A 20277-nucleotide genomic window follows, 5' to 3' on the forward strand; every position below is an offset into this window, starting at 1 on the left:
GACTAAACCTCTTTAAAATAGCGCTGATAACTGGATTCACTGAAACCCAGCAGCATAGGCTTACCGGGCGCGCAGAGCAATGGTCGTTTAATGATTGCCGGCATTTCCAGCATCAGCGCGGCGGCAGCTTCGGCGTTATCAACGCCGGCGCGGACGGACTCGTCCAGCTTGCGCCAGGTGGTGCCGCGGGTGTTGAGCAGAGCTTCCCAGCCGAGTTCATTTATAAAGCCGTGCAGCATCTCCGCGTCGAGGCCGTCGGCGCGATAATCGTGAAAACGATATTCAATCTGCTGCGCTTCCAGCCAGCGGCGGGCTTTTTTGATGGTATCGCAGTTTTTGATACCGTACATGATAATCATAATTACTCCCGTTATACCGTTTTGATGCACGTTGCAGGCAGGTCGAATTATTCTGGCTATATCTGCGCGCGCCGAAATAAGCCTTACAACATAGTGATCCCGGGTCAAAACATCAAGGCTGAGGCGCGATTGCGCCGGTTTTTTAACGTGCACATGCTGCGGAAATTCCTCAGAAAATTGTGTTTCTGAAGGTTGCCTGGCATGACATTTAATGACCACCGTTGCTTATTAAGCCCTTGCCATGGCAATGATGCGCATCACAGTAATTGATTAAACCGTCTTCATCTCGTCATGCTCCTTTTGTATACTGCCCACAATAATAAAAGAGAGGCAGTTATGATTGAGCATGAACTGGGGAACTGGAAAGACTTTATCGAAGATATGCTTCGTAAATAATTCCAACGGCTGCTAAGGCGCTGATGAAATAACTAAAAGGGGGCGACTGAAACGTCGCCCCTTGCTTTTGCGCGCTATTCGGCGCGCTCTTTCAGCGGGAAGCGCCGCCTGACCAGCACGAAGAACAGCGGCACGAAGAAAATTGCCAGCAGCGTGGCGGAGATCATTCCGCCGATCACCCCGGTGCCTACCGCGTGCTGGCTGCCGGAGCCCGCGCCGGTGCTGGTCGCCATCGGCAGCACGCCGAAGATAAAAGCCAGCGAGGTCATCAGGATTGGCCGCAGGCGCTGGCGGCAGGCGTGCAGCGTCGCCTCCAGCAGATCCTGTCCTTTGGCGTTCATCTCATTGGCGAACTCGACGATAAGAATCGCGTTTTTCGCCGCAAGCCCTATCACCGTCAGCAGGCCCACCTGGAAATAGACGTCGTTTTCCAGCCCCCGCACCCAGGTTGCCAGCAGCGCGCCGGCCACCCCGAGCGGCACCACCAGCATTACCGAGAACGGTACGGACCAGCTCTCGTACAGCGCCGCCAGGCACAGAAATACCACCAACAGCGAAATAGCATACAGCGCCGGGGCCTGCGCGCCGGAGAGCCGCTCCTGATAGGACATCGCCGTCCACTGCAGGCCAAAGCCGGCGGGCAGCTGGCTGACCAGCGTCTCCATCACGTGCATGGCCGTGCCGGTACTGACCCCTGACGCCGCTTCACCGACAATCTCCACCGAGGAGTAGCCGTTGTAGCGCTCCAGGCGCGGAGAGCCGGTCTCCCAGTGCGAAGTCGCAAACGCGGAGAAGGGCACCATCTCGCCGCTCTTATTGCGCACGTACCACAGATTAATGTCGTTCGGCAGCATCCGGTACGGCGCGGCGGACTGGACGTACACTTTTTTGGTCCTGCCGCGGTCCATAAAGTCGTTCACGTAGTCAGAGCCCCAGGCGGTTTGCAGCGTGTCGTTGATGTCGCTTACCGCCACGCCGAGCGCCTGCGCTTTGCGCTGGTCGATATCAATCTGCAGCTGCGGGCTGTCGTCCAGCCCGTTGTGGCGCACGCGGATCAGCTGCGGCTCCCGGCTTGCCATCTGCAGCAGGCTATCCCGGGCGGCCATTAGCGCGTCGTGGCCGAGTCCCGCGTGGTCCTGCAGCTGCATATCAAATCCGGCTGAGCTGCCGAGGCCGCTTATCGCCGGCGGATTGCTGGCGTAAACCCGGGCTTCTTTGATCTTGTCCAGCTCTGTGGTCGCGCGCTCAATGATGGCGAACGAGGAGCCGGTTTGCGGATCGCGCGCGCTCCAGTCCTTGAGGCGCACAAACATCCGCGCCACGTTCTGGCCGTTGCCGCCCGGCCCGGAGCCGACGGCGGCAAACACCGACGCTACGTTAGCCTTCTCATTGTTGAGGAAGTAATCCTCCACTTTCCGCACTACCCGCAGGGTTTGCTGCTGGGTGGCGCCGCTCGGCAGCTGAATGGAGGTCAGGAACATGCCGCGATCTTCCTGCGGCAAAAAGGAAGTCGGGAGCTTGATAAACAGCAGCACCATGCCGCCAATCAGCAGGGCGTAAATCAGCAGCCAGCGCAGGCTGCGGTTCAACATCTTGCCCACGCCGCGCTGATAGCGGTCGGCCTCGCGGTTGAAGTTGCGGTTAAACCAGCCGAAGAAGCCTTTCTGCCCGTGCTGTTCGCCCTTTTTCAGCGGCTTAAGCAGCGTAGCGCACAGCGCCGGGGTGAGGATCATTGCCACCAGCACCGACAGTACCATCGAGGCGACGATAGTGACCGAGAACTGGCGGTAGATCGCGCCGGTGGTGCCGCCAAAAAAGGCCATCGGGATAAACACCGCCGACAGCACCATCGCGATGCCTACCAGCGCGCTCTGAATCTGGCCCATGGATTTGCGTGTCGCTTCGCGGGGAGAGAGTCCCTCCTCGCTCATAATGCGCTCGACGTTTTCCACCACCACGATGGCGTCATCCACCAGCAGGCCGATAGCCAGCACCATCGCGAACATGGTCAGAGTATTGATGCTGTAGCCGAAGGCGAACAGTACGGAGAACGTCCCCATCAGCACCACCGGTACGGCGATGGTGGGGATAAGCGTGGCGCGGAAGTTTTGCAGGAACAGGAACATCACCAGGAACACCAGCGCGATGGCTTCCAGCAGGGTTTTCACTACGTCGTGAATGGAGGCCTTAACAAACGAGGTAGTCTCATAGGCGACCTTGTACTCCAGCCCGTGGGGGAAGTAGTGCGACAGCTCGTCGAGGCGCGCCAGCACCGCCTCGGCGGTCTCCATTTCGTTGGCGCCGGAGGCCAGCTGCACCCCCAGCCCGGATGCCTGGTGGCGATTAAAGCGGGTGAGGAAATCGTATTTCTCGGCCCCCAGCTCGACTTTAGCCACCTGGCCGAGAGTGACCACCGAGCCATCCTGGTTGACCCGCAGGGTAATGTCGCGGAACTGCTCCGGGGTTTGCAGCAGAGACTGGGCGTTAACCGTGGCGTTTATCGCCTGGGTGTCGATTGCGGGCGTGCCGCCAAGCTGTCCTACCGCCACCTGGGCATTCTGGGATCGAATGGCGTTGGTCACGTCGAGGGTCGTCAGCTGGTAGCTGTTGAGCTTTGCCGGATCGAGCCAGATGCGCATCGAGTACTGCGAGCCGTAGGCGCTGATTTCGCCGACGCCGTTGACGCGGCTGAGCGGGTCCTGAATGTTGCTCGCCACGTAGTCGGAAATATCCTGCTTATCCATGCTGCCGTCGGTGGAGACGAAAGCAATCGTCAGAATGTTGGTATCTCCGGACTTGCGGACGTTAACGCCCTGATTTTGCACCGCCTGCGGCAGCTTGTTGATAGCAGTACGCAGCTGGTTTTGCACCTGCTGCATTGCCTCGTCGGGATTGGTGCCGGCGGTAAAGGTCAGGGTGATGGTGGCCTGCCCGGCGGAGCTGCTCTGGGAGGTCATGTACATCATGTTGTCTATCCCGGTGAGGTTCTGCTCGATAACCTGGGTGACGGTGTTTTCCAGGGTCTGCGCCGAGGCGCCGGGATAGTTAGCGATAATGCGGACGTTAGGCGGAACCAGCTTGGGATATTGTTCGACGGGAAGCGTGAAAATAGCCAGGGTTCCCGTCAGGCACAGCAGGATGGCCAAAACCCAGGCAAAAATAGGGCGATCGATAAAAAAGTTCGCCATCGGCGTTGGAACCTCTTTTTATACTTATTTCGGGACAAAAAACCGGCCGGGACACTGTAGCGGCAGGCCAGGGGCCAAACATGGAGAAAATAAGAAGATAGTGTAAATGATCGTCCCGTCAGCCTGTGCAAATCAAGGTATAGCACGGTAAGCGCAGCTTTTAGGCAATATTTCTGAATGGAGCCCGCGGATATTCCCGCCTGCAACAGGCGCTATTTTGGGTATAGACTGGAGGCTTATTTCTGACGCCGTGGAGCAATTATGTCCTTTCCCGTGAAGATTATTAAAGACAAGGTCCTGTCGGATAACTACTTTATTTTGCGCAATATTACCTACGACCTGACGCGTAAAGGCGGCGATGTGGTGCGCCACCGGCGCGAAGTGTACGACCGCGGCAACGGCGCGACGGTGCTGCTCTATAATCCGCGTAAGGCCACGGTGGTGCTGGTGCGCCAGTTCCGTGTTGCTACCTGGGTTAACGGCAACGCCGACGGCCAGCTGATTGAAACCTGCGCCGGGTTGCTGGACGACGATCAGCCCGAAGAGTGCATGCGCAAAGAGGCGGTAGAAGAGACTGGCTTTGAAGTCAGCAACGTGCGCAAGCTGTTTGAGCTGTATATGTCACCGGGAGGCGTCACCGAGCTTATCCACTTTTTCATCGCCGAATATGACGACAGCCATCGGGCGAATGCCGGCGGCGGGGTTGAGGATGAGGACATTGAGGTACTGGAGCTGCCGCTGGCGCGGGCGCTGGAGATGATTCAAACCGGCGAAATTCGCGACGGTAAAACCGTGCTGCTGCTGCACTATCTGCAGCACGCGGGCCTGATGCAGTAAAGGTAAAAGGCGGGCCGCGAGCGGCCCGCTATCACGCTACTTCTTAAGTACTTTTTTCGCTTTTTCCACGATGTTCTCCACGGTAAATCCGAAGAACGGGAACAGCTTGTCAGCCGGGGCCGACTCGCCGAAGGTCGTCATGCCGACCACCGCGCCTTTCAGCCCGACATATTTGTACCAGTAATCGGCAATGCCGGCCTCGACCGCCACCCGGGCGCTAACGTCGGACGGCAGCACCGATTCGCGGTACGCGTCGTCCTGCGCGTCGAACACGTCAGTGGACGGCAGGGAAACCACCCGTACGTTAACCCCTTCCGCGCGCAGTTTCTCAGCCGCCAGCACCGTGATCTCAATCTCGGAACCGGTGGCAATCAGGATAAGATCCGGCTTACCGCCGGCGTCCTTCAGCACGTAGCCGCCGCGAGCTATCTGCTGCACCTGCTCCGGGGTACGCTCCATCTGGGCCAGATTCTGGCGGGAGAGGATCAGCGCGGTAGGCCCGCTGTGCCGCTCGATGGCCGCTTTCCAGGCCACCGCAGTTTCAACCTGATCGCACGGGCGCCAGGTGCTGAAGTTCGGCGTCAGGCGCAGGCTTGCCAGCTGCTCTACCGCCTGGTGCGTCGGCCCGTCTTCGCCCAGCCCGATAGAGTCATGGGTATAGACCATGATCTGCCGCGCCTTCATCAGCGCCGCCATGCGCGCCGCGTTGCGGGCATATTCCACGAACATCAGGAAGGTGGCGGTGTAGGGGATAAAGCCGCCGTGCATCGCGATACCGTTAGCGATGGCCGTCATGCCGAATTCGCGCACGCCGTAGTGGATATAGTTGCCGGCCAGATCCTCTTTCAGCGATACCGAGCCTTTCCACAGCGTCAGGTTGCTGGGTGCCAGATCCGCCGAGCCGCCGAGAAACTCAGGCAGCTCCGGACCGAAGGCGTTGAGCGCATTCTGCGAGGCTTTGCGGCTGGCAATTTTTGCCGGCTCGGACTGCAGCTTTTCGATATAGGCCTGAGACGTTTGCGGCCAGTCCTGCGGCAGCTCGCCAGACATGCGGCGGGTAAACTCGGCGGCCAGCTCGGGATAGGCCTGCTTGTAGGCGGCAAACTTATCGTTCCAGGCGTGCTGGGCTTTCTCGCCTTTTTCCCGCGCGTCCCAGCCCTGATAAACCTCTTTCGGGATCTCAAACGGCGGATACTTCCAGCCGAGCTGTTTGCGGGTCAGCGCCACTTCCTCTTCCCCCAGCGCCGCGCCGTGAGACTCCTCTTTGCCGGCTTTATTCGGCGAGCCAAAGCCGATTGTGGTGCGGCAGATAATCAGCGACGGTTTATCCGTCACGCTGCGCGCCTCTTCAATCGCTTTTTTAATGGCCTGCGGATCGTGACCGTCAATATCGTGGATCACGTGCCAGTGGTACGCCTCAAAGCGCTTCGCGGTGTCGTCGGTAAACCAGCCATCGGTATCGCCGTCAATGGAGATGCCGTTGTGATCGTAAAAGCCGATCAGCTTGCCCAGGCCCAGGGTGCCCGCCAGCGAGGAGGCCTCATGGGAGATGCCTTCCATCAGACAGCCGTCGCCCATAAACACGTAAGTGTAATGATCGACAATGTCGTGCTGCGGCTGGTTGAACTGCGCCGCCAGGGTGCGCTCGGCGATAGCGAAGCCGACGGCGTTGGCCAGCCCCTGACCCAGCGGGCCGGTGGTGGTTTCGACACCCGGCGTCAGGCCGTGCTCCGGGTGGCCCGGAGTTTTTGAGTGCAGCTGGCGGAAGTTTTTCAGCTCTTCCATCGGCAGATCGTAGCCGGTCAGGTGCAGCAGGCTGTACAGCAGCATTGAGGCGTGACCGTTGGAGAGCACAAAGCGGTCGCGGTTGTACCAGAGCGGATCGGCGGGATTGTGGTGCAGGAAGCCGTTCCACAGCACCTCGGCAATATCGGCCATGCCCATTGGCGCGCCGGGGTGTCCGGAATTGGCTTTCTGAACCGCGTCCATACTCAGGGCGCGAATGGCGTTGGCAAGCTCTTTATGAGACATAACATTCTCCATAACAAAGATTAAAATTTGGCGGCAAGCTGGTCTTCGAGCTTGCGCTGATCGACGGCAAACAGGCGGATACCTTCCGCCAGCTTGTCGACGGCCATCGGGTCCTGATTGTGCTCCCAGCGGAACTGCGCTTCGGTCAGCGGGTCAGGGCGATTGAAGTGGCGCGCCGGCGGGATCAGCTTGCGCTCGACGGTGACGTCGCTCTCCTGCAGCTCTTTCAGCAGGGCCGGGGAAATGGTCAGGCGATCGCAGCCCGCAAGCGCGAGGATCTGCTCGGTGCGGCGGAAGCTGGCACCCATCACGATGGTGTCGTAGCGGTGCTCTTTGAAGTAATCGTAAATATTGCGCACGGACTTCACGCCCGGATCTTCATCCACCACGTACGGATCCTGCGGCTCGCGCTGCTGATACCAGTCGTAAATGCGCCCGACGAACGGTGAAATCAGGTATGCGCCCGCTTCGGCGCAGGCCCGGGCCTGGGCAAAGGAGAACAGCAGGGTCAGGTTGCAGTGGATGCCCTCTTTTTCCAGCGCCTCGGCGGCGCGTATTCCTTCCCAGGTAGAGGCCAGCTTGATGAGGATGCGGGATTTATCAATGCCCAGTTCTTCATACAGCGCCACCAGGCGGTGCGCCTTCTCAATGCTTTTTTCAGTGTCAAACGACAGCCGGGCGTCCACTTCGGTAGAGACGCGGCCGGGAATGCTTTTCAGAATTTCCGCGCCGAAATTCACTGCCAGCTTGTCGCAGGCGTTAACAACCTGCTCCTCGCGGCTGCCCTCGTGGCGCTTCGCAAAGGCGATAGCGTCGTCAATCAGGTGCGCGTAGTGCTCCAGCCCGGCGGCCTTCAGCAGCAGCGAAGGATTGGTGGTGGCGTCTTCCGGCTGGTAGTGGCGAATTGACTCAATATCACCGCTGTCGGCCACAACGGTAGTGAACTGTTTAATTCCATCGAGCTGGTTCATTAAAAATCTCCTGTAAAGCAATGTATTAGCTAATTTCTGGCGTTTCGGCTTCTGGGGGAAATGAGACATGCTTAACAAAAAAGCATAGCAGACGGCGATAGCATTAAGCGTAAGAGTCGATAACATGATTGTTAAAATTTAATAACAAATGCCGCGACGATGGTAAGAGTATGGCAGCCTTCAAAGTTTATGCGGCGCTAAACGGCGATACTTCCCGGTTCGCCAGAGACGTTATTTTTCCTGTCAAAATGATACGTGAAGCAAAAGGACAATAAGATGGACGACCAGTTAAAACAGAGTGCCCTTGATTTCCACGAGTTCCCTGTTCCGGGAAAAATCCAGGTATCGCCCACCAAGCCGCTCGCGACCCAGCGCGATCTGGCGCTTGCCTATTCCCCCGGGGTAGCGGCACCGTGTCTTGAAATCGAAAAGGATCCGCTGGCGGCTTACAAATACACGGCGCGCGGCAATCTGGTGGCCGTTATCTCAAACGGCACGGCGGTGCTCGGCCTCGGCAATATTGGCGCGCTGGCGGGCAAGCCGGTGATGGAAGGTAAAGGCGTCCTGTTTAAGAAGTTTGCCGGTATCGACGTATTTGACATTGAAGTGGATGAAACCGATCCGGAGAAGTTCATTAACGTGGTGGCGGCCCTGGAGCCCACTTTCGGCGGTATTAACCTCGAAGACATTAAAGCGCCGGAGTGCTTCTATATCGAGCAGCAGCTGCGCGAGCGCATGAACATTCCGGTTTTCCACGACGACCAGCACGGCACGGCGATCATCAGCACCGCTGCCATCATCAACGGCCTGCGGGTAGTAGAAAAAAACATTTCCGACGTGCGGATGGTGGTGTCCGGCGCGGGCGCGGCGGCTATCGCCTGTATGAACCTGCTGGTGGCGCTCGGGATGCAGAAGCACAACATCGTGGTCTGCGACTCGAAGGGCGTTATCTATAAAGATCGCGAGCCGAATATGGCCGAAACCAAAGCCGCCTACGCGGTGGCAGACGACGGCAGGCGCACGCTGGCGGACGTGATGGACGGCGCGGACATTTTCCTCGGCTGCTCCGGCCCGAAAGTGCTGACCCCGGAGATGGTCAAGGGCATGGCGCGGGCGCCGCTGATCCTGGCCCTGGCAAACCCCGAGCCGGAAATTCTGCCGCCGCTGGCCAAAGAGGTGCGCCCGGACGCCATCATCTGCACCGGCCGCTCGGATTATCCCAACCAGGTTAACAACGTGCTCTGCTTCCCGTTTATCTTCCGCGGGGCGCTGGACGTGGGTGCCACCGCCATTAACGAAGAGATGAAGCTTGCGGCCGTGCACGCAATTGCCGAGCTGGCGCACGCCGAGCAGAGCGAAGTGGTGGCGTCGGCCTACGGCGATCAGGACCTCAGCTTCGGGCCGGAGTACATCATTCCGAAACCGTTCGATCCGCGCCTTATTGTCAAGATTGCGCCGGCGGTGGCGAAAGCGGCAATGGATTCCGGCGTGGCAATGCGTCCGATTGAGGATTTCAGCGCCTACGAAGAGAAGCTCAGCGAGTTTGTCTACAAAACCAACCTGTTCATGAAGCCTATCTTCTCCCAGGCGCGCAAAGAGCCGAAGCGCGTGGTGCTGGCGGAAGGGGAAGAGAACCGCGTTCTGCACGCTACCCAGGAGCTGATTACGCTGGGTCTGGCGAAGCCGATTCTGATTGGCCGCCCGAACGTTATCGAAATGCGCCTGCAGAAGCTCGGGCTGCAAATCAAGCCGGGCGTTGACTTTGAAATCGTCAACAACGAATCCGATCCGCGCTTCAAAGAGTACTGGATGGAGTACTACAACATCATGAAGCGCAAGGGGATCACCCCGGAGCAGGCCCAGCGCCACGTGATTGCCAACCCGACGGTGATCGGCGCGATCATGGTTCAGCGCGGCGAGGCCGACGCGCTGATCTGCGGCACTATCGGCGACTACCACGAACACTTTAGCGTGGTGCAGCAGCTGTTTGGCTACCGCGACGGCGTTCACACCGCCGGGGCAATGAACGCGCTGCTGCTGCCGAGCGGCAACACCTTTATTGCTGATACTTACGTCAATGACGACCCGACGCCCGAGCAGCTGGCGGAAATCACCGTAATGGCGGCAGAGACGGTGCGCCGCTTCGGCATCGAACCCCGGGTGGCGCTGCTGTCGCACTCTAACTTCGGCTCTTCGAACTGCCCGGCGGCCACCAAAATGCGCGACACGCTCGAGCTGGTGCGCCAGCGCGATCCGGATCTGATGATTGACGGGGAGATGCACGGCGACGCCGCGCTGGTGGAGAGCATCCGCCACGAGCGCATGCCGGACAGCCCGCTGAAGGGCTCGGCCAATATTCTGGTGATGCCGAACATGGAAGCGGCCCGCATCAGCTACAACCTGCTGCGGGTCTCCAGTTCGGAAGGGGTGACGGTGGGGCCGGTACTGATGGGCGCTGCCAAGCCGGTGCACATTCTGACGCCGATTGCCTCGGTGCGCCGCATCGTTAACATGGTGGCGCTGGCGGTGGTGGAAGCGCAGACCGAGCCGCTATAAGCGGCGCGGCCTACACCCAGTCTCGTACCTGAATAAACGTACTCAAGGCAGCCTCCGGGCTGCCTTCTTCTGGCTCATAGCCGTACTCCCAGCGCACCAGCGGCGGCATCGACATCAAAATCGACTCCGTTCTGCCGCCGGTCTGCAGGCCAAACAGCGTCCCGCGATCCCACACCAGATTGAACTCCACGTAGCGCCCGCGGCGATAAAGCTGAAAATTACGCTCGCGCTCGCCCCAGGGCGTCTCTTTTCTGCGCTCGACAATCGGCAGGTAGGCCCGGGCATAGCCGTTGCCGACCGCCTGCATAAAGGCGAAGCAGCGGTCAAAATCCGGCGTGTTCAAATCGTCAAAGAACAGGCCGCCGATGCCGCGCTGCTCGTTGCGGTGCTTGAGGAAGAAGTAGTCGTCGCACCACTTTTTGTAGCGCGGATAAACGTCGTCGCCGAAGGGCTGACACAGATCCCGGGCGACGCTGTGCCAGTGCACCGCGTCCTCATCAAAGCCGTAGTAGGGCGTCATGTCGAAGCCGCCGCCGAACCACCAGACCGGATCGGCACCGGGTTTTTCGGCGATGAAAAAGCGCACGTTGGCGTGGCTGGTGGGCACGTAAGGATTGCGGGGATGGACCACCAGCGAGACGCCCATCGCTTCAAAGCTGCGTCCCGCCAGCTCCGGGCGATGCGCGGTGGCGGAGGCGGGCATAGCGTCGCCGTGAACGTGGGAGAAGTTAACGCCCGCCTGCTCGAACACGCCGCCGTCGCGCAGCACCCGGCTGCGTCCGCCGCCGCCGCCCTCGCGCTGCCAGCTGTCTTCGGTAAATACGCTGCCGTCAGCGGCGGAAAGCTGGCGGCAGATATCCTCCTGCAGCGCCAGCAGAAAAGTCTTCACGGCGTAGACATCAGGCTTCATTAACGTTTCCTGGCATGGGCTTTCTGATTATCGAACCAGTTAAAGTAGCTCACGATCCCCGAGGCGATAGCGCGGGCAATTTTCTGGCGAAACGCCGTGGTGCCGAGCAGCTTCTCTTCGCCGGGGTTGGTGATAAATGAGGTTTCCACCAGCACCGACGGAATCGACGGTGATTTCAGCACCACAAACGCCGCCTGCTCGGTGCTGCGGCTGTGCAGCCTGTGCACCGGCTTAATCTGCTTGAGGATGTGCGATCCCAGCGTCAGGCTGTTTTTGATGGTGTCCGTTTGCACCAGGTCGAACAGCACCTGCTGCAGGAGGTGGTCTTTATCCACCGCTTTTTTACCGGCCAGCTCGTCCACGGCGTTTTCTTTGTCCGACAGGTATTTCGCCATGGCGCTACTGGCGCCGCGGTTGGAGAGGGCGAAAACGGAGGCGCCCGCCGCACTAGGATTGGTAAAACCGTCGGCGTGAATGGACATAAACAGATCCGCACCGTGTTTATGGGCGATTTCGACCCGATCGTAGAGCGGAATAAAGGTGTCATCGTCGCGGGTCAGGCGGGCGTCAATCCCGTGGCTGCGCAGCAGGGCGCGCACATTTTTGGCGATGGACAGCACCACGTGCTTCTCCATTGAGCCCTGGTGACCAATCGCGCCGCTATCAATGCCGCCGTGTCCGGGATCGAGCATCACAATCCGCCTGGAGCCGGTTTTTTTGGCCGGCTTGCTGTGGCTGTTGCTGGTTTTTAGCGTCGACGTTTCCCGGGCGACGGCGGAAGACATGCCTGACAACGTCAGTGCGGCCAGCCCGGCTTTTAGCACCTGACGGCGAGATGCGAGTTTTTTTAAGGGTTTAAAAGTGCTCATGCGGCCTGAATTGAGTTGTTAAGGGAGTGGTTCAACGTGTTATATCGTATCGCGTTTTCCGTTACGACCCTCGAAGATGAGAATTGTTTTACTTTTCATTTCAATACATGACTGAGCGGCATTATGCCATTTTTTGCCTCACGGTTCGTCAAATATTGGATATTGCGCACGTTCAAGCCATAATCACCGATTATCAACCACCAGAAGATGGGCAATACCATGGAGATACGCGTTTTTCGCCAGTCTGATTTTGAAGAGGTGATTACCCTCTGGGAGCGCTGCGATTTGCTGCGGGCCTGGAACGACCCGGAGATGGATATCGAGCGTAAAATCAATCACGACGCGAGCCTGTTTCTGGTGGCCGAGGTTAACGGCGAAGTGGTCGGTTCGGTGATGGGCGGCTACGATGGCCACCGCGGCTCGGCCTACTATCTCGGCGTGCATCCGGAATACCGCGGGCGCGGCATTGCCAATGCGCTGCTGAGCCGGCTGGAGAAAAAGCTCATCGCCCGCGGCTGCCCGAAAATAAATATCATGGTGCGGGAAGAGAACGACATGGTGCAGGGCATGTACGAGCGGCTGGGCTACGAGCATTCGGATACCGTGCTGATGGGCAAGCGCCTGATTGAAGATGAAGAGTATTGAGTTTCTCCCTTCCGATTATGACCACCGCGGGCGGCTTCGGCTGCCGCTTCTTTTTTGGCTGACTCTGCTGCTGCAGGCGCGCACCTGGGTGCTGTTTGTGATTGCCGCCGCCTCACGCCAGCAGGGCGACGTGCTGCTTTCCCTGTTCTATCCCGACCGGGACGCCTTCTGGCTGGATCTGCTGCCGGGTATTCCGGCGGTGGCGGCGTTTCTGCTGAGCGGACGGCGCCAGCAGTATCCACGCCTGTGGGCCGCCCTGCGCCCGGCGCTTGTCGCCGCTCAGCTGCTGTTGCTGTGCTGGCAGCCGGCGCTGTGGCTAATGGGTGAACCGCTCTCCGGCATCGGCCTGCTGCTGGTCGCGATCGATGCTTTCGCGCTGTGGTGGCTGCTCACCGACGCCCGCCTGCGGGTCTGTTTTTCCCCGTCGCAAGATTAGCGGCACTTTTTTGGCATTTGGTACTCCAACAGGCGTTGCTTTACGGAGAAAGGATCTGCAATGAAATCGATACGTGTACTGCTCTGCGCGCTGCCCCTGGTGCTGACGGGCTGTTCAACCCTCAGTTCAGTGAACTGGTCATCGGCCTATCCGTGGAACTGGTTTGGTTCGTCGACGGAAGTCACGGAGCAGGGCGTGGGTAAAATTACCGCGGCGACTCCGCTTACCGATTCGGCTATCGGCGACGCGCTCGGCAGCGACTACCGCCTGCGCAGCGGAATGAAGACCGCCAGCGGCAGCATCGTGAAGTTTTTTGAAGCGATGAAAGACAACAAGGTGGCGCTGGTGATTAACGGCGATGCGGGAACCGTTAGCCGGATTGAGGTGATGGACGGTGATATCAAGGCTGAGGACGGAACGAAAATCGGTACGCCGTTTAGCGATATCTACAGCAAGGCCTTCGACAACTGTCAGAAAGCGCGCGGTGACGATGCTGAAAGCGTAGAGTGCAAAGCGAAAGGCAGCCAGCACATTAGCTACGTGTTCAGCGGCAGCTGGAGCGGACCGCAGGCGCTGATGCCTCCGGACGACATTCTGCATAACTGGAAAGTCAGCAAGATTATCTGGCGTCGTTAATTTGCGTCAGGACAAGCCCGACGCCTGAAAAAACGCATACAATACGCGCCATAATAATGCCACGCAGTCGTGGCATCTTTTTTTTCAGGAGTCACTATGTCACAGGTTCAGAGCGGTATCTTGCCGGAGCATTGCCGGGCGGCAATCTGGATTGAAGCGAATGTTAAAGGCGACGTTAACGCCCTGCGCGAAGGCAGCCGCATTTTTGCCGACAAATTAGCCACCTTCGAAAGCCAGTTCCCCGATGCCAATCCCGGCGCCGTGGTGGCTTTTGGTCACGATACCTGGCGCGCCCTGAGCGGCGGCGTCGGTGCCGGCGAGCTGAAAGATTTTGTCGCCTACGGTAAAGGCCTGGCCCCCGCCACCCAGTACGACGTGCTGATCCACGTTCTTTCCCTGCGCCACGACGTTAACTTCTCAATCGCTCAGGCGGCGCTGGAAGCCTTCGGCGACGCCATTGAGGTAAAAGAAGAGATTCACGGCTTCCGCTGGGTTGAGGATCGCGATCTGAGCGGCTTCGTGGACGGCACCGAAAACCCGGCCGGGGAAGAGACCCGCCGCGAAGTGGCGGTGATTGCGGACGGCGTTGATGCCGGCGGCAGCTACGTGTTCGTCCAGCGCTGGGAACACAACCTCAAGCAGCTGAACCGCATGAGTATTCACGATCAGGAGATGATGATTGGCCGTACCAAAGTGGCCAATGAAGAGCTGGACGGCGACGCGCGCCCGGTTACGTCACACCTGAGCCGCGTCGATCTGAAAGAAGACGGCAAGGGGCTGAAAATTGTCCGCCAGAGCCTGCCTTACGGCACCGCCAGCGGCGTTCACGGCCTGTACTTTTGCGCCTACTGCGCGCGGCTGCACAACATCGAGCAGCAGCTGCTGAGCATGTTCGGCGACACTGACGGCAAGCGTGATGCGATGCTGCGCTTTACCCGTCCGGTTACCGGCGGCTACTACTTCGCGCCGTCCCTCGACAGGCTGCTGTCGCTGTAAGCCGTTCATTGCGCCGGGCAGTACCGCCCGGCGCAATGCTGTCTATAACAGCCCCTTCTCGCGAAACGTCTGGCGCGTCGCCACATTCAAATCGTAATTCATTAACTCTTCCGGGCTGACCCAGGCCACCGCCTGAAACTCCTCGTTGAACGTTACCTCCCGGTTGGCGCAGATGCAGTCGAACAGCAGATAAATCATGTAAATCTCTTCCGTGGTGCCGTCGGGGTAAGTTTTAACGCGGGTATCGTCGCGGAATTTCCACGGTGCGATGTGGGTAATTTTGAGGTTGTCCCCCAGCTCTTCGGCGATTTCCCGCGCCAGCGCCTGATGCAGAGTTTCACCTGGCTCCATGCCGCCGCCGGGCAGGGCCCACTGGCCCGGAAACACTCCGCAGTTATCGGCCATTTTACACAGCAGGTAGGCGCCGTTGTTCTGAATAATCGGGCAGACGATCGTCCTTTGTCGCATGGCTATCTCCTTTAATTTCATCCCATCTACTGTAGCAAAACGACGGCAGCTGAACTCTGCACGGCGTCTTATTCTCTTTTAAACTTCCAAATCACTAAACGGTATATAAAACCGTTACAGCTTTCATCCTCGTTATAAATATTATGACCATAAGATAGTTATCACATTTATAAGAGGGCTCCATGGCCGCTAACTCACTGAAAAAAGCCGCGCTGGCAGCGGGCGCGTTGCTGCTGATGGCTCAGGCCCAGGCGACCGAGCTGCTCAACAGCTCTTACGATGTTTCCCGTGAGCTTTTCGCCGCGCTGAACCCGCCCTTCGAGCAGCAGTGGGCGAAAGACAACGGTGGCGACAAGCTGGTTATCAAGCAGTCTCACGCCGGTTCTTCCCGCCAGGCGCTGGCTATTCTGCAGGGGCTGAAAGCGGATGTGGTTACCTATAACCAGGTGACCGACGTGCAGATCCTGCACGACAGGGGTAACCTGATCCCGGCCAACTGGCAGAGCCGCCTGCCGAATAACAGCTCGCCGTTCTATTCGACCATGGCGTTCCTGGTGCGTAAGGGCAATCCGAAGAACGTACACGACTGGAGCGATTTAGTGCGCCCGGACGTGAAGCTGATTTTCCCGAATCCGAAAACCTCCGGCAACGCGCGCTATACCTATCTGGCAGCGTGGGGCGCGGCGGATAAAGCAGACGGTAATGACAAAGCCAAAACTGAACAGTTCATGACGCAGTTTCTGAAAAACGTCGAAGTGTTCGATACCGGCGGGCGCGGCGCGACCACCTCATTCGTCGAGCGCGGGCTGGGTGACGTGCTGATTACCTTTGAATCTGAAGTGAACAATATCCGCAAGCAGTACGAGGATAAAGGGTTTGAGGTGGTGGTGCCGAAAACCAATATTCTGGCGGAGTTCCCGGTGGCCTGGGTGGATAAAAACGTTAAGGCCAACGGCACTGAAAAAGCGGCGAAAGCCTACCTGAACTGGCTCTATACGCCGCAGGCGCAGGCAATCATTACCGACTTTTACTACCGGGTGAACAATCCGGCGGTAATGGACAAGCTGAAAGACAAGTTCCCGCAGACCGATCTGTTCCGGGTGGAAGACCGTTTCGGTTCCTGGCCTGAAGCGATGAAGACCCACTTCGCCAACGGCGGCGAGCTGGATAAGCTGCTGGCGGCGGGGCATAAGTAATGTTTGCAGCATCGTCGAAGCGCGTTCTGCCCGGTTTCACCCTCAGCCTCGGCACCAGCCTGCTGTTCGTATGCCTGATCCTGCTTCTGCCGCTCAGCGCGCTGGTTATCCAGCTTTCGCAGATGAGCTGGGCGCAGTACTGGGAGGTTATCAGCAACCCGCAGGTGGTGGCGGCCTATAAGGTCACGCTGCTGTCGGCCTTTGTTGCGTCGATTTTTAACGGCGTCTTCGGCCTGCTGATGGCCTGGATCCTGACCCGCTACCGCTTTCCCGGGCGCACGCTGCTCGATGCGTTGATGGATTTACCGTTCGCCCTGCCCACCGCGGTAGCGGGCCTTACGCTGGCCTCGCTGTTCTCGGTAAACGGTTTTTACGGCGAGTTTCTGGCGAAATTCGATATCAAAGTGACCTACACCTGGCTTGGCATCGCGGTGGCGATGGCGTTTACCAGCATTCCCTTCGTGGTGCGCACGGTTCAGCCGGTGCTGGAGGAGCTGGGCCCGGAATACGAGGAGGCTGCCGAGACCCTGGGCGCCACGCGGCTGCAAAGCTTTCGCAAAGTCGTGCTTCCGGAGCTGTCTCCCGCGCTGATCGCGGGTATCGCGCTGTCGTTTACCCGCAGCCTCGGCGAGTTTGGCGCGGTTATTTTTATTGCCGGCAACATTGCCTGGAAGACGGAAGTGACCTCGCTGATGATCTTCGTCAACCTGCAGCAGTTCGACTACCCGGCGGCGAGCGCGATTGCCTCGGTGATCCTTGCGGCTTCGCTGCTGCTGCTGTTCTCAATTAATACGCTGCAAAGCCGTTTCGGACGACGGGTTGTGGGTCACTGATGACGGACGTTACGCAATTGAAACACTATGACGCGCCCCGCATTAACTGGGGCAAATGGCTGCTGATCGGCACCGGGATGCTGATATCGGCATTTATTCTGCTGGTGCCGATGATTTATATCTTCGTGCAGGCGTTCAGCAAGGGGCTGATGCCGGTGCTGCACAATCTGGCCGATCCGGACATGCTGCACGCCATCTGGCTGACGGTGATGATCGCCCTGATAACCGTCCCGGTTAACCTGCTGTTCGGCACGCTGCTGGCGTGGCTGGTGACGCGCTTTAATTTTCCGGGCCGCCAGCTGCTGCTGACCCTGCTGGATATTCCTTTTGCCGTCTCGCCGGTGGTGGCGGGGCTGGTGTATCTGCTGTTTTACGGCGCCAACGGCCCCATCGGCCCGTGGCTGGACGCCCACAACATCCAGATTATGTTTGCCTGGCCGGGGATGGTGCTGGCGACCATTTTCGTTACCTGCCCGTTCGTGGTCCGCGAGCTGGTGCCGGTGATGCTGAGCCAGGGCAGCAATGAAGACGAAGCGGCGATCCTGCTGGGCGCCTCCGGCTGGCAGATGTTCCGACGGGTCACGCTACCGAATATTCGCTGGGCGCTGCTGTACGGCGTGGTGCTGACCAACGCCCGTGCCATCGGCGAGTTCGGCGCGGTGTCGGTGGTGTCGGGCTCGATTCGCGGTGAGACGCTGTCCCTGCCGCTGCAAATTGAACTGCTGGAGCAGGATTACAATACCGTCGGCTCCTTTACCGCAGCGGCCCTGCTGACCCTGCTGGCTATTTTGACCCTGTTTTTAAAGAGTATGCTGCAGTGGCGCCTGGAGAATCAGGAAAAACGCGCGCGGCAGGAGAAGCAACATGAGCATTGAGATCGTCAATATTAAAAAATCCTTTGGCCGCACCCAGGTGCTGAATGACATCTCGCTGGATATTCCGTCGGGCCAGATGGTGGCGCTGCTCGGGCCGTCCGGCTCCGGTAAAACCACGCTGTTGCGCATTATCGCTGGCCTGGAGCACCAGACCAGCGGGCAGATCCGCTTTCAGGGAACGGACGTCAGCCGCCTGCATGCCAGGGACCGCAAAGTCGGCTTCGTTTTTCAGCACTACGCCCTGTTTCGCCACATGACGGTGTTCGACAACATCGCTTTTGGCCTGACGGTGCTGCCCAGACGCGAGCGCCCGGCTGCGGCAGAAATTAAAGCCAAAGTGACCCGCCTGCTGGAGATGGTTCAGCTGGCGCATCTGGCGGATCGCTATCCGGCCCAGCTTTCCGGCGGCCAGAAGCAGCGCGTGGCCCTGGCGCGCGCCCTGGCGGTGGAGCCGCAGATCCTGCTGCTCGACGAACCTTTTGGCGCGCTGGATGCCCAGGTGCGTAAAGAGCTGCGCCGCTGGCTGCGCCAGCTGCACGAGGAGCTGAAGTTCACCAGCGTGTTCGTCACCCACGACCAGGAAGAGGCGATGGAAGTTGCCGACAGAGTGGTGGTGATGAGCCAGGGCAACATCGAGCAGGTGGATATTCCCGAGCAGGTCTGGCGTGAGCCGGCAACGCGCTTCGTGGTGGAGTTTATGGGAGAAGTGAACCGCCTGAAGGGCGAGGTGCGCGGCGGACAGTTTCACGTCGGGGCCCACCGCTGGCCGCTGGGCTATACGCCCGCGTATCAGGGACCGGTGGATCTGTTTCTGCGCCCGTGGGAAGTGGATATCAGCCGCCGCACCAGTCTCGATTCGCCGCTGCCGGTGGAAGTGCTGGAAGCCAGCCCGAAAGGCCACTATACCCAGCTGGTGGTGCAGCCGCTCGGCTGGTACAGCGAGCCGCTGACGGTGGTGATGCGCGACGAGGTGCCGCACCGCGGCGATCGGCTGTTCGTTGGTCTGCAGCACGCCAGGCTGTATCACGAGCAGGAGCGTATCGAAAACCGCGAGGAGCTTGCCCTGGCGCAGAGCGCCTGATACGTTTAGATTATCCGAACGCAATTAATTTTCCGGCCCGGTTCGCTCAGCGCAGCCGGGCTTTTTATTGGATGATGGCCGTGACAACTCTGGAACATACCATTGGCAATACGCCGCTGGTGAAACTGCAGCGCATTGGCCCGGACAACGGCAGCGAAGTCTGGGTAAAACTCGAGGGCAACAATCCCGCCGGTTCGGTGAAGGACCGCGCGGCGCTGTCGATGATTGTGCAGGCAGAAAAGCGCGGTGAGATCCGCCCCGACGACGCGCTGATTGAAGCTACCAGCGGCAATACCGGGATTGCGCTGGCGATGATCGCCGCGCTAAAAGGCTACCGCATGAAGCTGCTGATGCCCGACAACATGAGCCACGAGCGGCGGGCGGCGATGCTGGCCTACGGCGCGGAGCTGATTCTGGTCACTCAGGAGCAGGGCATGGAGGGCGCGCGGGATCTGGCAAAGGCGATGGCGGCGCGCGGCGAAGGCAGGCTCCTCGATCAGTTTAACAATCCCGATAATCCCTACGCGCACTACACGACTACCGGCCCCGAGATCTGGCAGCAAACCGGCGGGCGGCTGACCCACTTTGTCTCCAGCATGGGTACCACCGGTACCATTACCGGTGTGTCGCGCTTTCTGCGCGAGCAGGCGGGCGACGTGCGCATTATTGGCCTCCAGCCGGAAGAGGGCAGCAGCATCCCCGGCATCCGCCGCTGGCCGGCTGCCTATATGCCGGGCATATTCGATGCCGCTTTAGTGGATGAGGTCATGGATATTCACCAGCGCGAAGCGGAGAATACTCTGCGCGAACTGGCGGTGCGCGAAGGCATCTTCTGCGGGGTCAGTTCCGGAGGTGCGGTAGCAGGCGCGCTGCGGGTGGCGAAAGCCAATCCGGGTGCGGTGGTGGTAGCGATCGTGTGCGATCGCGGCGACCGCTATCTGTCTACCGGTGTGTTTGATGAAGAGAGTTACAGTCAAGGGGCGGGGATCTAACA

19 protein-coding genes are annotated in these 20277 nt (G+C 59.2%); 12 read left to right on the top strand and 7 right to left on the bottom strand.

Annotated elements, in window-relative coordinates:
* Window positions 1–2: 2 nt before the first annotated feature.
* Complete coding sequence (locus tag QZ766_RS10560) at window positions 3–359, bottom strand: ArsC family reductase (RefSeq protein ID WP_297201329.1); 357 nt, start codon at window positions 357–359, stop codon at window positions 3–5.
* A 336-nt stretch (window positions 360–695) separates the two neighbouring features.
* On the opposite strand from QZ766_RS10560, the gene ypfM reads away from it, so the two are divergent.
* Window positions 696–755, top strand: coding sequence for a protein YpfM (ypfM, locus tag QZ766_RS10565; protein ID WP_087867655.1), 60 nt, complete (start codon window positions 696–698; stop codon window positions 753–755).
* Window positions 756–829: 74 nt separating this feature from the next.
* Here the strand turns inward: ypfM and acrD are convergent, their stop codons facing one another.
* The gene (gene acrD, locus QZ766_RS10570; protein WP_297201332.1) at window positions 830–3943 is read right to left on the bottom strand and encodes a multidrug efflux RND transporter permease AcrD; all 3114 of its coding nucleotides are present in this window, start codon (window positions 3941–3943) and stop codon (window positions 830–832) included.
* A gap of 261 nt (window positions 3944–4204) precedes the next feature.
* On the opposite strand from acrD, the gene nudK reads away from it, so the two are divergent.
* The gene (gene nudK, locus QZ766_RS10575) at window positions 4205–4780 is read left to right on the top strand and encodes a GDP-mannose pyrophosphatase NudK (RefSeq protein WP_297201334.1); all 576 of its coding nucleotides are present in this window, start codon (window positions 4205–4207) and stop codon (window positions 4778–4780) included.
* Window positions 4781–4816: 36 nt separating this feature from the next.
* On the opposite strand, the gene tkt is transcribed toward nudK, so the two are convergent.
* Together tkt and tal are read right to left on the bottom strand one after the other, a co-directional pair.
* Window positions 4817–6811 carry a transketolase gene (gene tkt / locus QZ766_RS10580; protein WP_297201337.1) on the bottom strand — a complete coding sequence of 665 codons (1995 nt, stop codon included), beginning with the start codon at window positions 6809–6811 and terminating at the stop codon, window positions 4817–4819.
* Window positions 6812–6831: 20 nt separating this feature from the next.
* Window positions 6832–7782, bottom strand: coding sequence for a transaldolase (gene tal, locus QZ766_RS10585; protein WP_297201339.1), 951 nt, complete (start codon window positions 7780–7782; stop codon window positions 6832–6834).
* 276 nt (window positions 7783–8058) lie between these two features.
* On the opposite strand from tal, the gene maeB reads away from it, so the two are divergent.
* Window positions 8059–10338 (top strand): NADP-dependent oxaloacetate-decarboxylating malate dehydrogenase, encoded by a 2280-nt coding sequence (gene maeB / locus QZ766_RS10590; protein ID WP_297201342.1) that lies wholly within the window; start codon window positions 8059–8061, stop codon window positions 10336–10338.
* A gap of 10 nt (window positions 10339–10348) precedes the next feature.
* On the opposite strand, the gene hemF is transcribed toward maeB, so the two are convergent.
* Both hemF and amiA read right to left on the bottom strand, forming a co-directional pair.
* Complete coding sequence (gene hemF / locus QZ766_RS10595) at window positions 10349–11248, bottom strand: oxygen-dependent coproporphyrinogen oxidase (RefSeq protein ID WP_297201345.1); 900 nt, start codon at window positions 11246–11248, stop codon at window positions 10349–10351.
* Window positions 11248–12117, bottom strand: a complete 870-nt coding sequence (gene amiA, locus QZ766_RS10600; protein ID WP_297201348.1) for an N-acetylmuramoyl-L-alanine amidase AmiA — start codon at window positions 12115–12117, stop codon at window positions 11248–11250. Before amiA ends, hemF begins: the two co-directional genes overlap by 1 nt.
* A gap of 219 nt (window positions 12118–12336) precedes the next feature.
* Between amiA and QZ766_RS10605 the strand changes: the two genes are divergently transcribed.
* The 4 genes from QZ766_RS10605 (at window position 12337) to QZ766_RS10620 (ending at window position 14830) form a co-directional block, all read left to right on the top strand.
* On the top strand, window positions 12337–12762 hold the full coding sequence (locus QZ766_RS10605; protein ID WP_297201351.1) for a GNAT family acetyltransferase: 426 nt from the start codon (window positions 12337–12339) through the stop codon (window positions 12760–12762).
* The gene (locus tag QZ766_RS10610) at window positions 12749–13198 is read left to right on the top strand and encodes a DUF2919 domain-containing protein (protein WP_297201354.1); all 450 of its coding nucleotides are present in this window, start codon (window positions 12749–12751) and stop codon (window positions 13196–13198) included. The genes QZ766_RS10605 and QZ766_RS10610 overlap by 14 nt, the downstream gene beginning before the upstream one ends.
* Window positions 13199–13258: 60 nt before the next feature.
* Entirely contained in the window at window positions 13259–13834 is a 576-nt protein-coding gene (locus QZ766_RS10615) for an RpoE-regulated lipoprotein (RefSeq protein WP_297201356.1), read from the top strand.
* A gap of 96 nt (window positions 13835–13930) precedes the next feature.
* Complete coding sequence (locus tag QZ766_RS10620; RefSeq protein WP_297201359.1) at window positions 13931–14830, top strand: Dyp-type peroxidase; 900 nt, start codon at window positions 13931–13933, stop codon at window positions 14828–14830.
* A 42-nt stretch (window positions 14831–14872) separates the two neighbouring features.
* On the opposite strand, the gene nudI is transcribed toward QZ766_RS10620, so the two are convergent.
* Window positions 14873–15298 carry a nucleoside triphosphatase NudI gene (nudI, locus tag QZ766_RS10625; protein WP_297201362.1) on the bottom strand — a complete coding sequence of 142 codons (426 nt, stop codon included), beginning with the start codon at window positions 15296–15298 and terminating at the stop codon, window positions 14873–14875.
* Window positions 15299–15480: 182 nt separating this feature from the next.
* Between nudI and QZ766_RS10630 the strand changes: the two genes are divergently transcribed.
* The 5 genes from QZ766_RS10630 (at window position 15481) to cysM (ending at window position 20275) form a co-directional block, all read left to right on the top strand.
* Window positions 15481–16494, top strand: coding sequence for a sulfate ABC transporter substrate-binding protein (locus tag QZ766_RS10630; RefSeq protein ID WP_297201364.1), 1014 nt, complete (start codon window positions 15481–15483; stop codon window positions 16492–16494).
* On the top strand, window positions 16494–17327 hold the full coding sequence (gene cysT, locus QZ766_RS10635) for a sulfate/thiosulfate ABC transporter permease CysT (RefSeq protein WP_297201367.1): 834 nt from the start codon (window positions 16494–16496) through the stop codon (window positions 17325–17327). Before QZ766_RS10630 ends, cysT begins: the two co-directional genes overlap by 1 nt.
* A complete protein-coding gene (gene cysW / locus QZ766_RS10640; protein WP_297201370.1) occupies window positions 17327–18202 on the top strand; it encodes a sulfate/thiosulfate ABC transporter permease CysW in 876 nt (291 codons plus the stop codon). The genes cysT and cysW overlap by 1 nt, the downstream gene beginning before the upstream one ends.
* The gene (gene cysA / locus QZ766_RS10645; protein ID WP_297201373.1) at window positions 18192–19283 is read left to right on the top strand and encodes a sulfate/thiosulfate ABC transporter ATP-binding protein CysA; all 1092 of its coding nucleotides are present in this window, start codon (window positions 18192–18194) and stop codon (window positions 19281–19283) included. The genes cysW and cysA overlap by 11 nt, the downstream gene beginning before the upstream one ends.
* A gap of 80 nt (window positions 19284–19363) precedes the next feature.
* Window positions 19364–20275 carry a cysteine synthase CysM gene (gene cysM, locus QZ766_RS10650; protein ID WP_297201517.1) on the top strand — a complete coding sequence of 304 codons (912 nt, stop codon included), beginning with the start codon at window positions 19364–19366 and terminating at the stop codon, window positions 20273–20275.
* Window positions 20276–20277 lie beyond the last annotated feature (2 nt).

Origin of the sequence: uncultured Pluralibacter sp. (genome assembly GCF_913775985.1) — a bacterium.
In the GTDB taxonomy this organism is placed as follows: Bacteria; Pseudomonadota; Gammaproteobacteria; order Enterobacterales; family Enterobacteriaceae; genus Pluralibacter.

Excerpts from the sequence above, each read along its gene's own strand:
- amiA (WP_297201348.1), bottom strand. The coding sequence starts at position 12,117 with ATGAGCACTTTTAAACCCTTAAAAAAACTCGCATCTCGCCGTCAGGTG.
- cysT (WP_297201367.1), top strand. The coding sequence starts at position 16,494 with ATGTTTGCAGCATCGTCGAAGCGCGTTCTGCCCGGTTTCACCCTCAGC.
- QZ766_RS10630 (WP_297201364.1), top strand. The coding sequence starts at position 15,481 with ATGGCCGCTAACTCACTGAAAAAAGCCGCGCTGGCAGCGGGCGCGTTG.
- QZ766_RS10605 (WP_297201351.1), top strand. The coding sequence starts at position 12,337 with ATGGAGATACGCGTTTTTCGCCAGTCTGATTTTGAAGAGGTGATTACC.
- hemF (WP_297201345.1), bottom strand. The coding sequence starts at position 11,248 with ATGAAGCCTGATGTCTACGCCGTGAAGACTTTTCTGCTGGCGCTGCAG.
- tal (WP_297201339.1), bottom strand. The coding sequence starts at position 7,782 with ATGAACCAGCTCGATGGAATTAAACAGTTCACTACCGTTGTGGCCGAC.
- tkt (WP_297201337.1), bottom strand. The coding sequence starts at position 6,811 with ATGTCTCATAAAGAGCTTGCCAACGCCATTCGCGCCCTGAGTATGGAC.
- QZ766_RS10620 (WP_297201359.1), top strand. The coding sequence starts at position 13,931 with ATGTCACAGGTTCAGAGCGGTATCTTGCCGGAGCATTGCCGGGCGGCA.
- cysA (WP_297201373.1), top strand. The coding sequence starts at position 18,192 with ATGAGCATTGAGATCGTCAATATTAAAAAATCCTTTGGCCGCACCCAG.
- acrD (WP_297201332.1), bottom strand. The coding sequence starts at position 3,943 with ATGGCGAACTTTTTTATCGATCGCCCTATTTTTGCCTGGGTTTTGGCC.
- QZ766_RS10610 (WP_297201354.1), top strand. The coding sequence starts at position 12,749 with ATGAAGAGTATTGAGTTTCTCCCTTCCGATTATGACCACCGCGGGCGG.
- QZ766_RS10560 (WP_297201329.1), bottom strand. The coding sequence starts at position 359 with ATGATTATCATGTACGGTATCAAAAACTGCGATACCATCAAAAAAGCC.
- cysW (WP_297201370.1), top strand. The coding sequence starts at position 17,327 with ATGACGGACGTTACGCAATTGAAACACTATGACGCGCCCCGCATTAAC.
- nudI (WP_297201362.1), bottom strand. The coding sequence starts at position 15,298 with ATGCGACAAAGGACGATCGTCTGCCCGATTATTCAGAACAACGGCGCC.
- QZ766_RS10615 (WP_297201356.1), top strand. The coding sequence starts at position 13,259 with ATGAAATCGATACGTGTACTGCTCTGCGCGCTGCCCCTGGTGCTGACG.
- maeB (WP_297201342.1), top strand. The coding sequence starts at position 8,059 with ATGGACGACCAGTTAAAACAGAGTGCCCTTGATTTCCACGAGTTCCCT.
- nudK (WP_297201334.1), top strand. The coding sequence starts at position 4,205 with ATGTCCTTTCCCGTGAAGATTATTAAAGACAAGGTCCTGTCGGATAAC.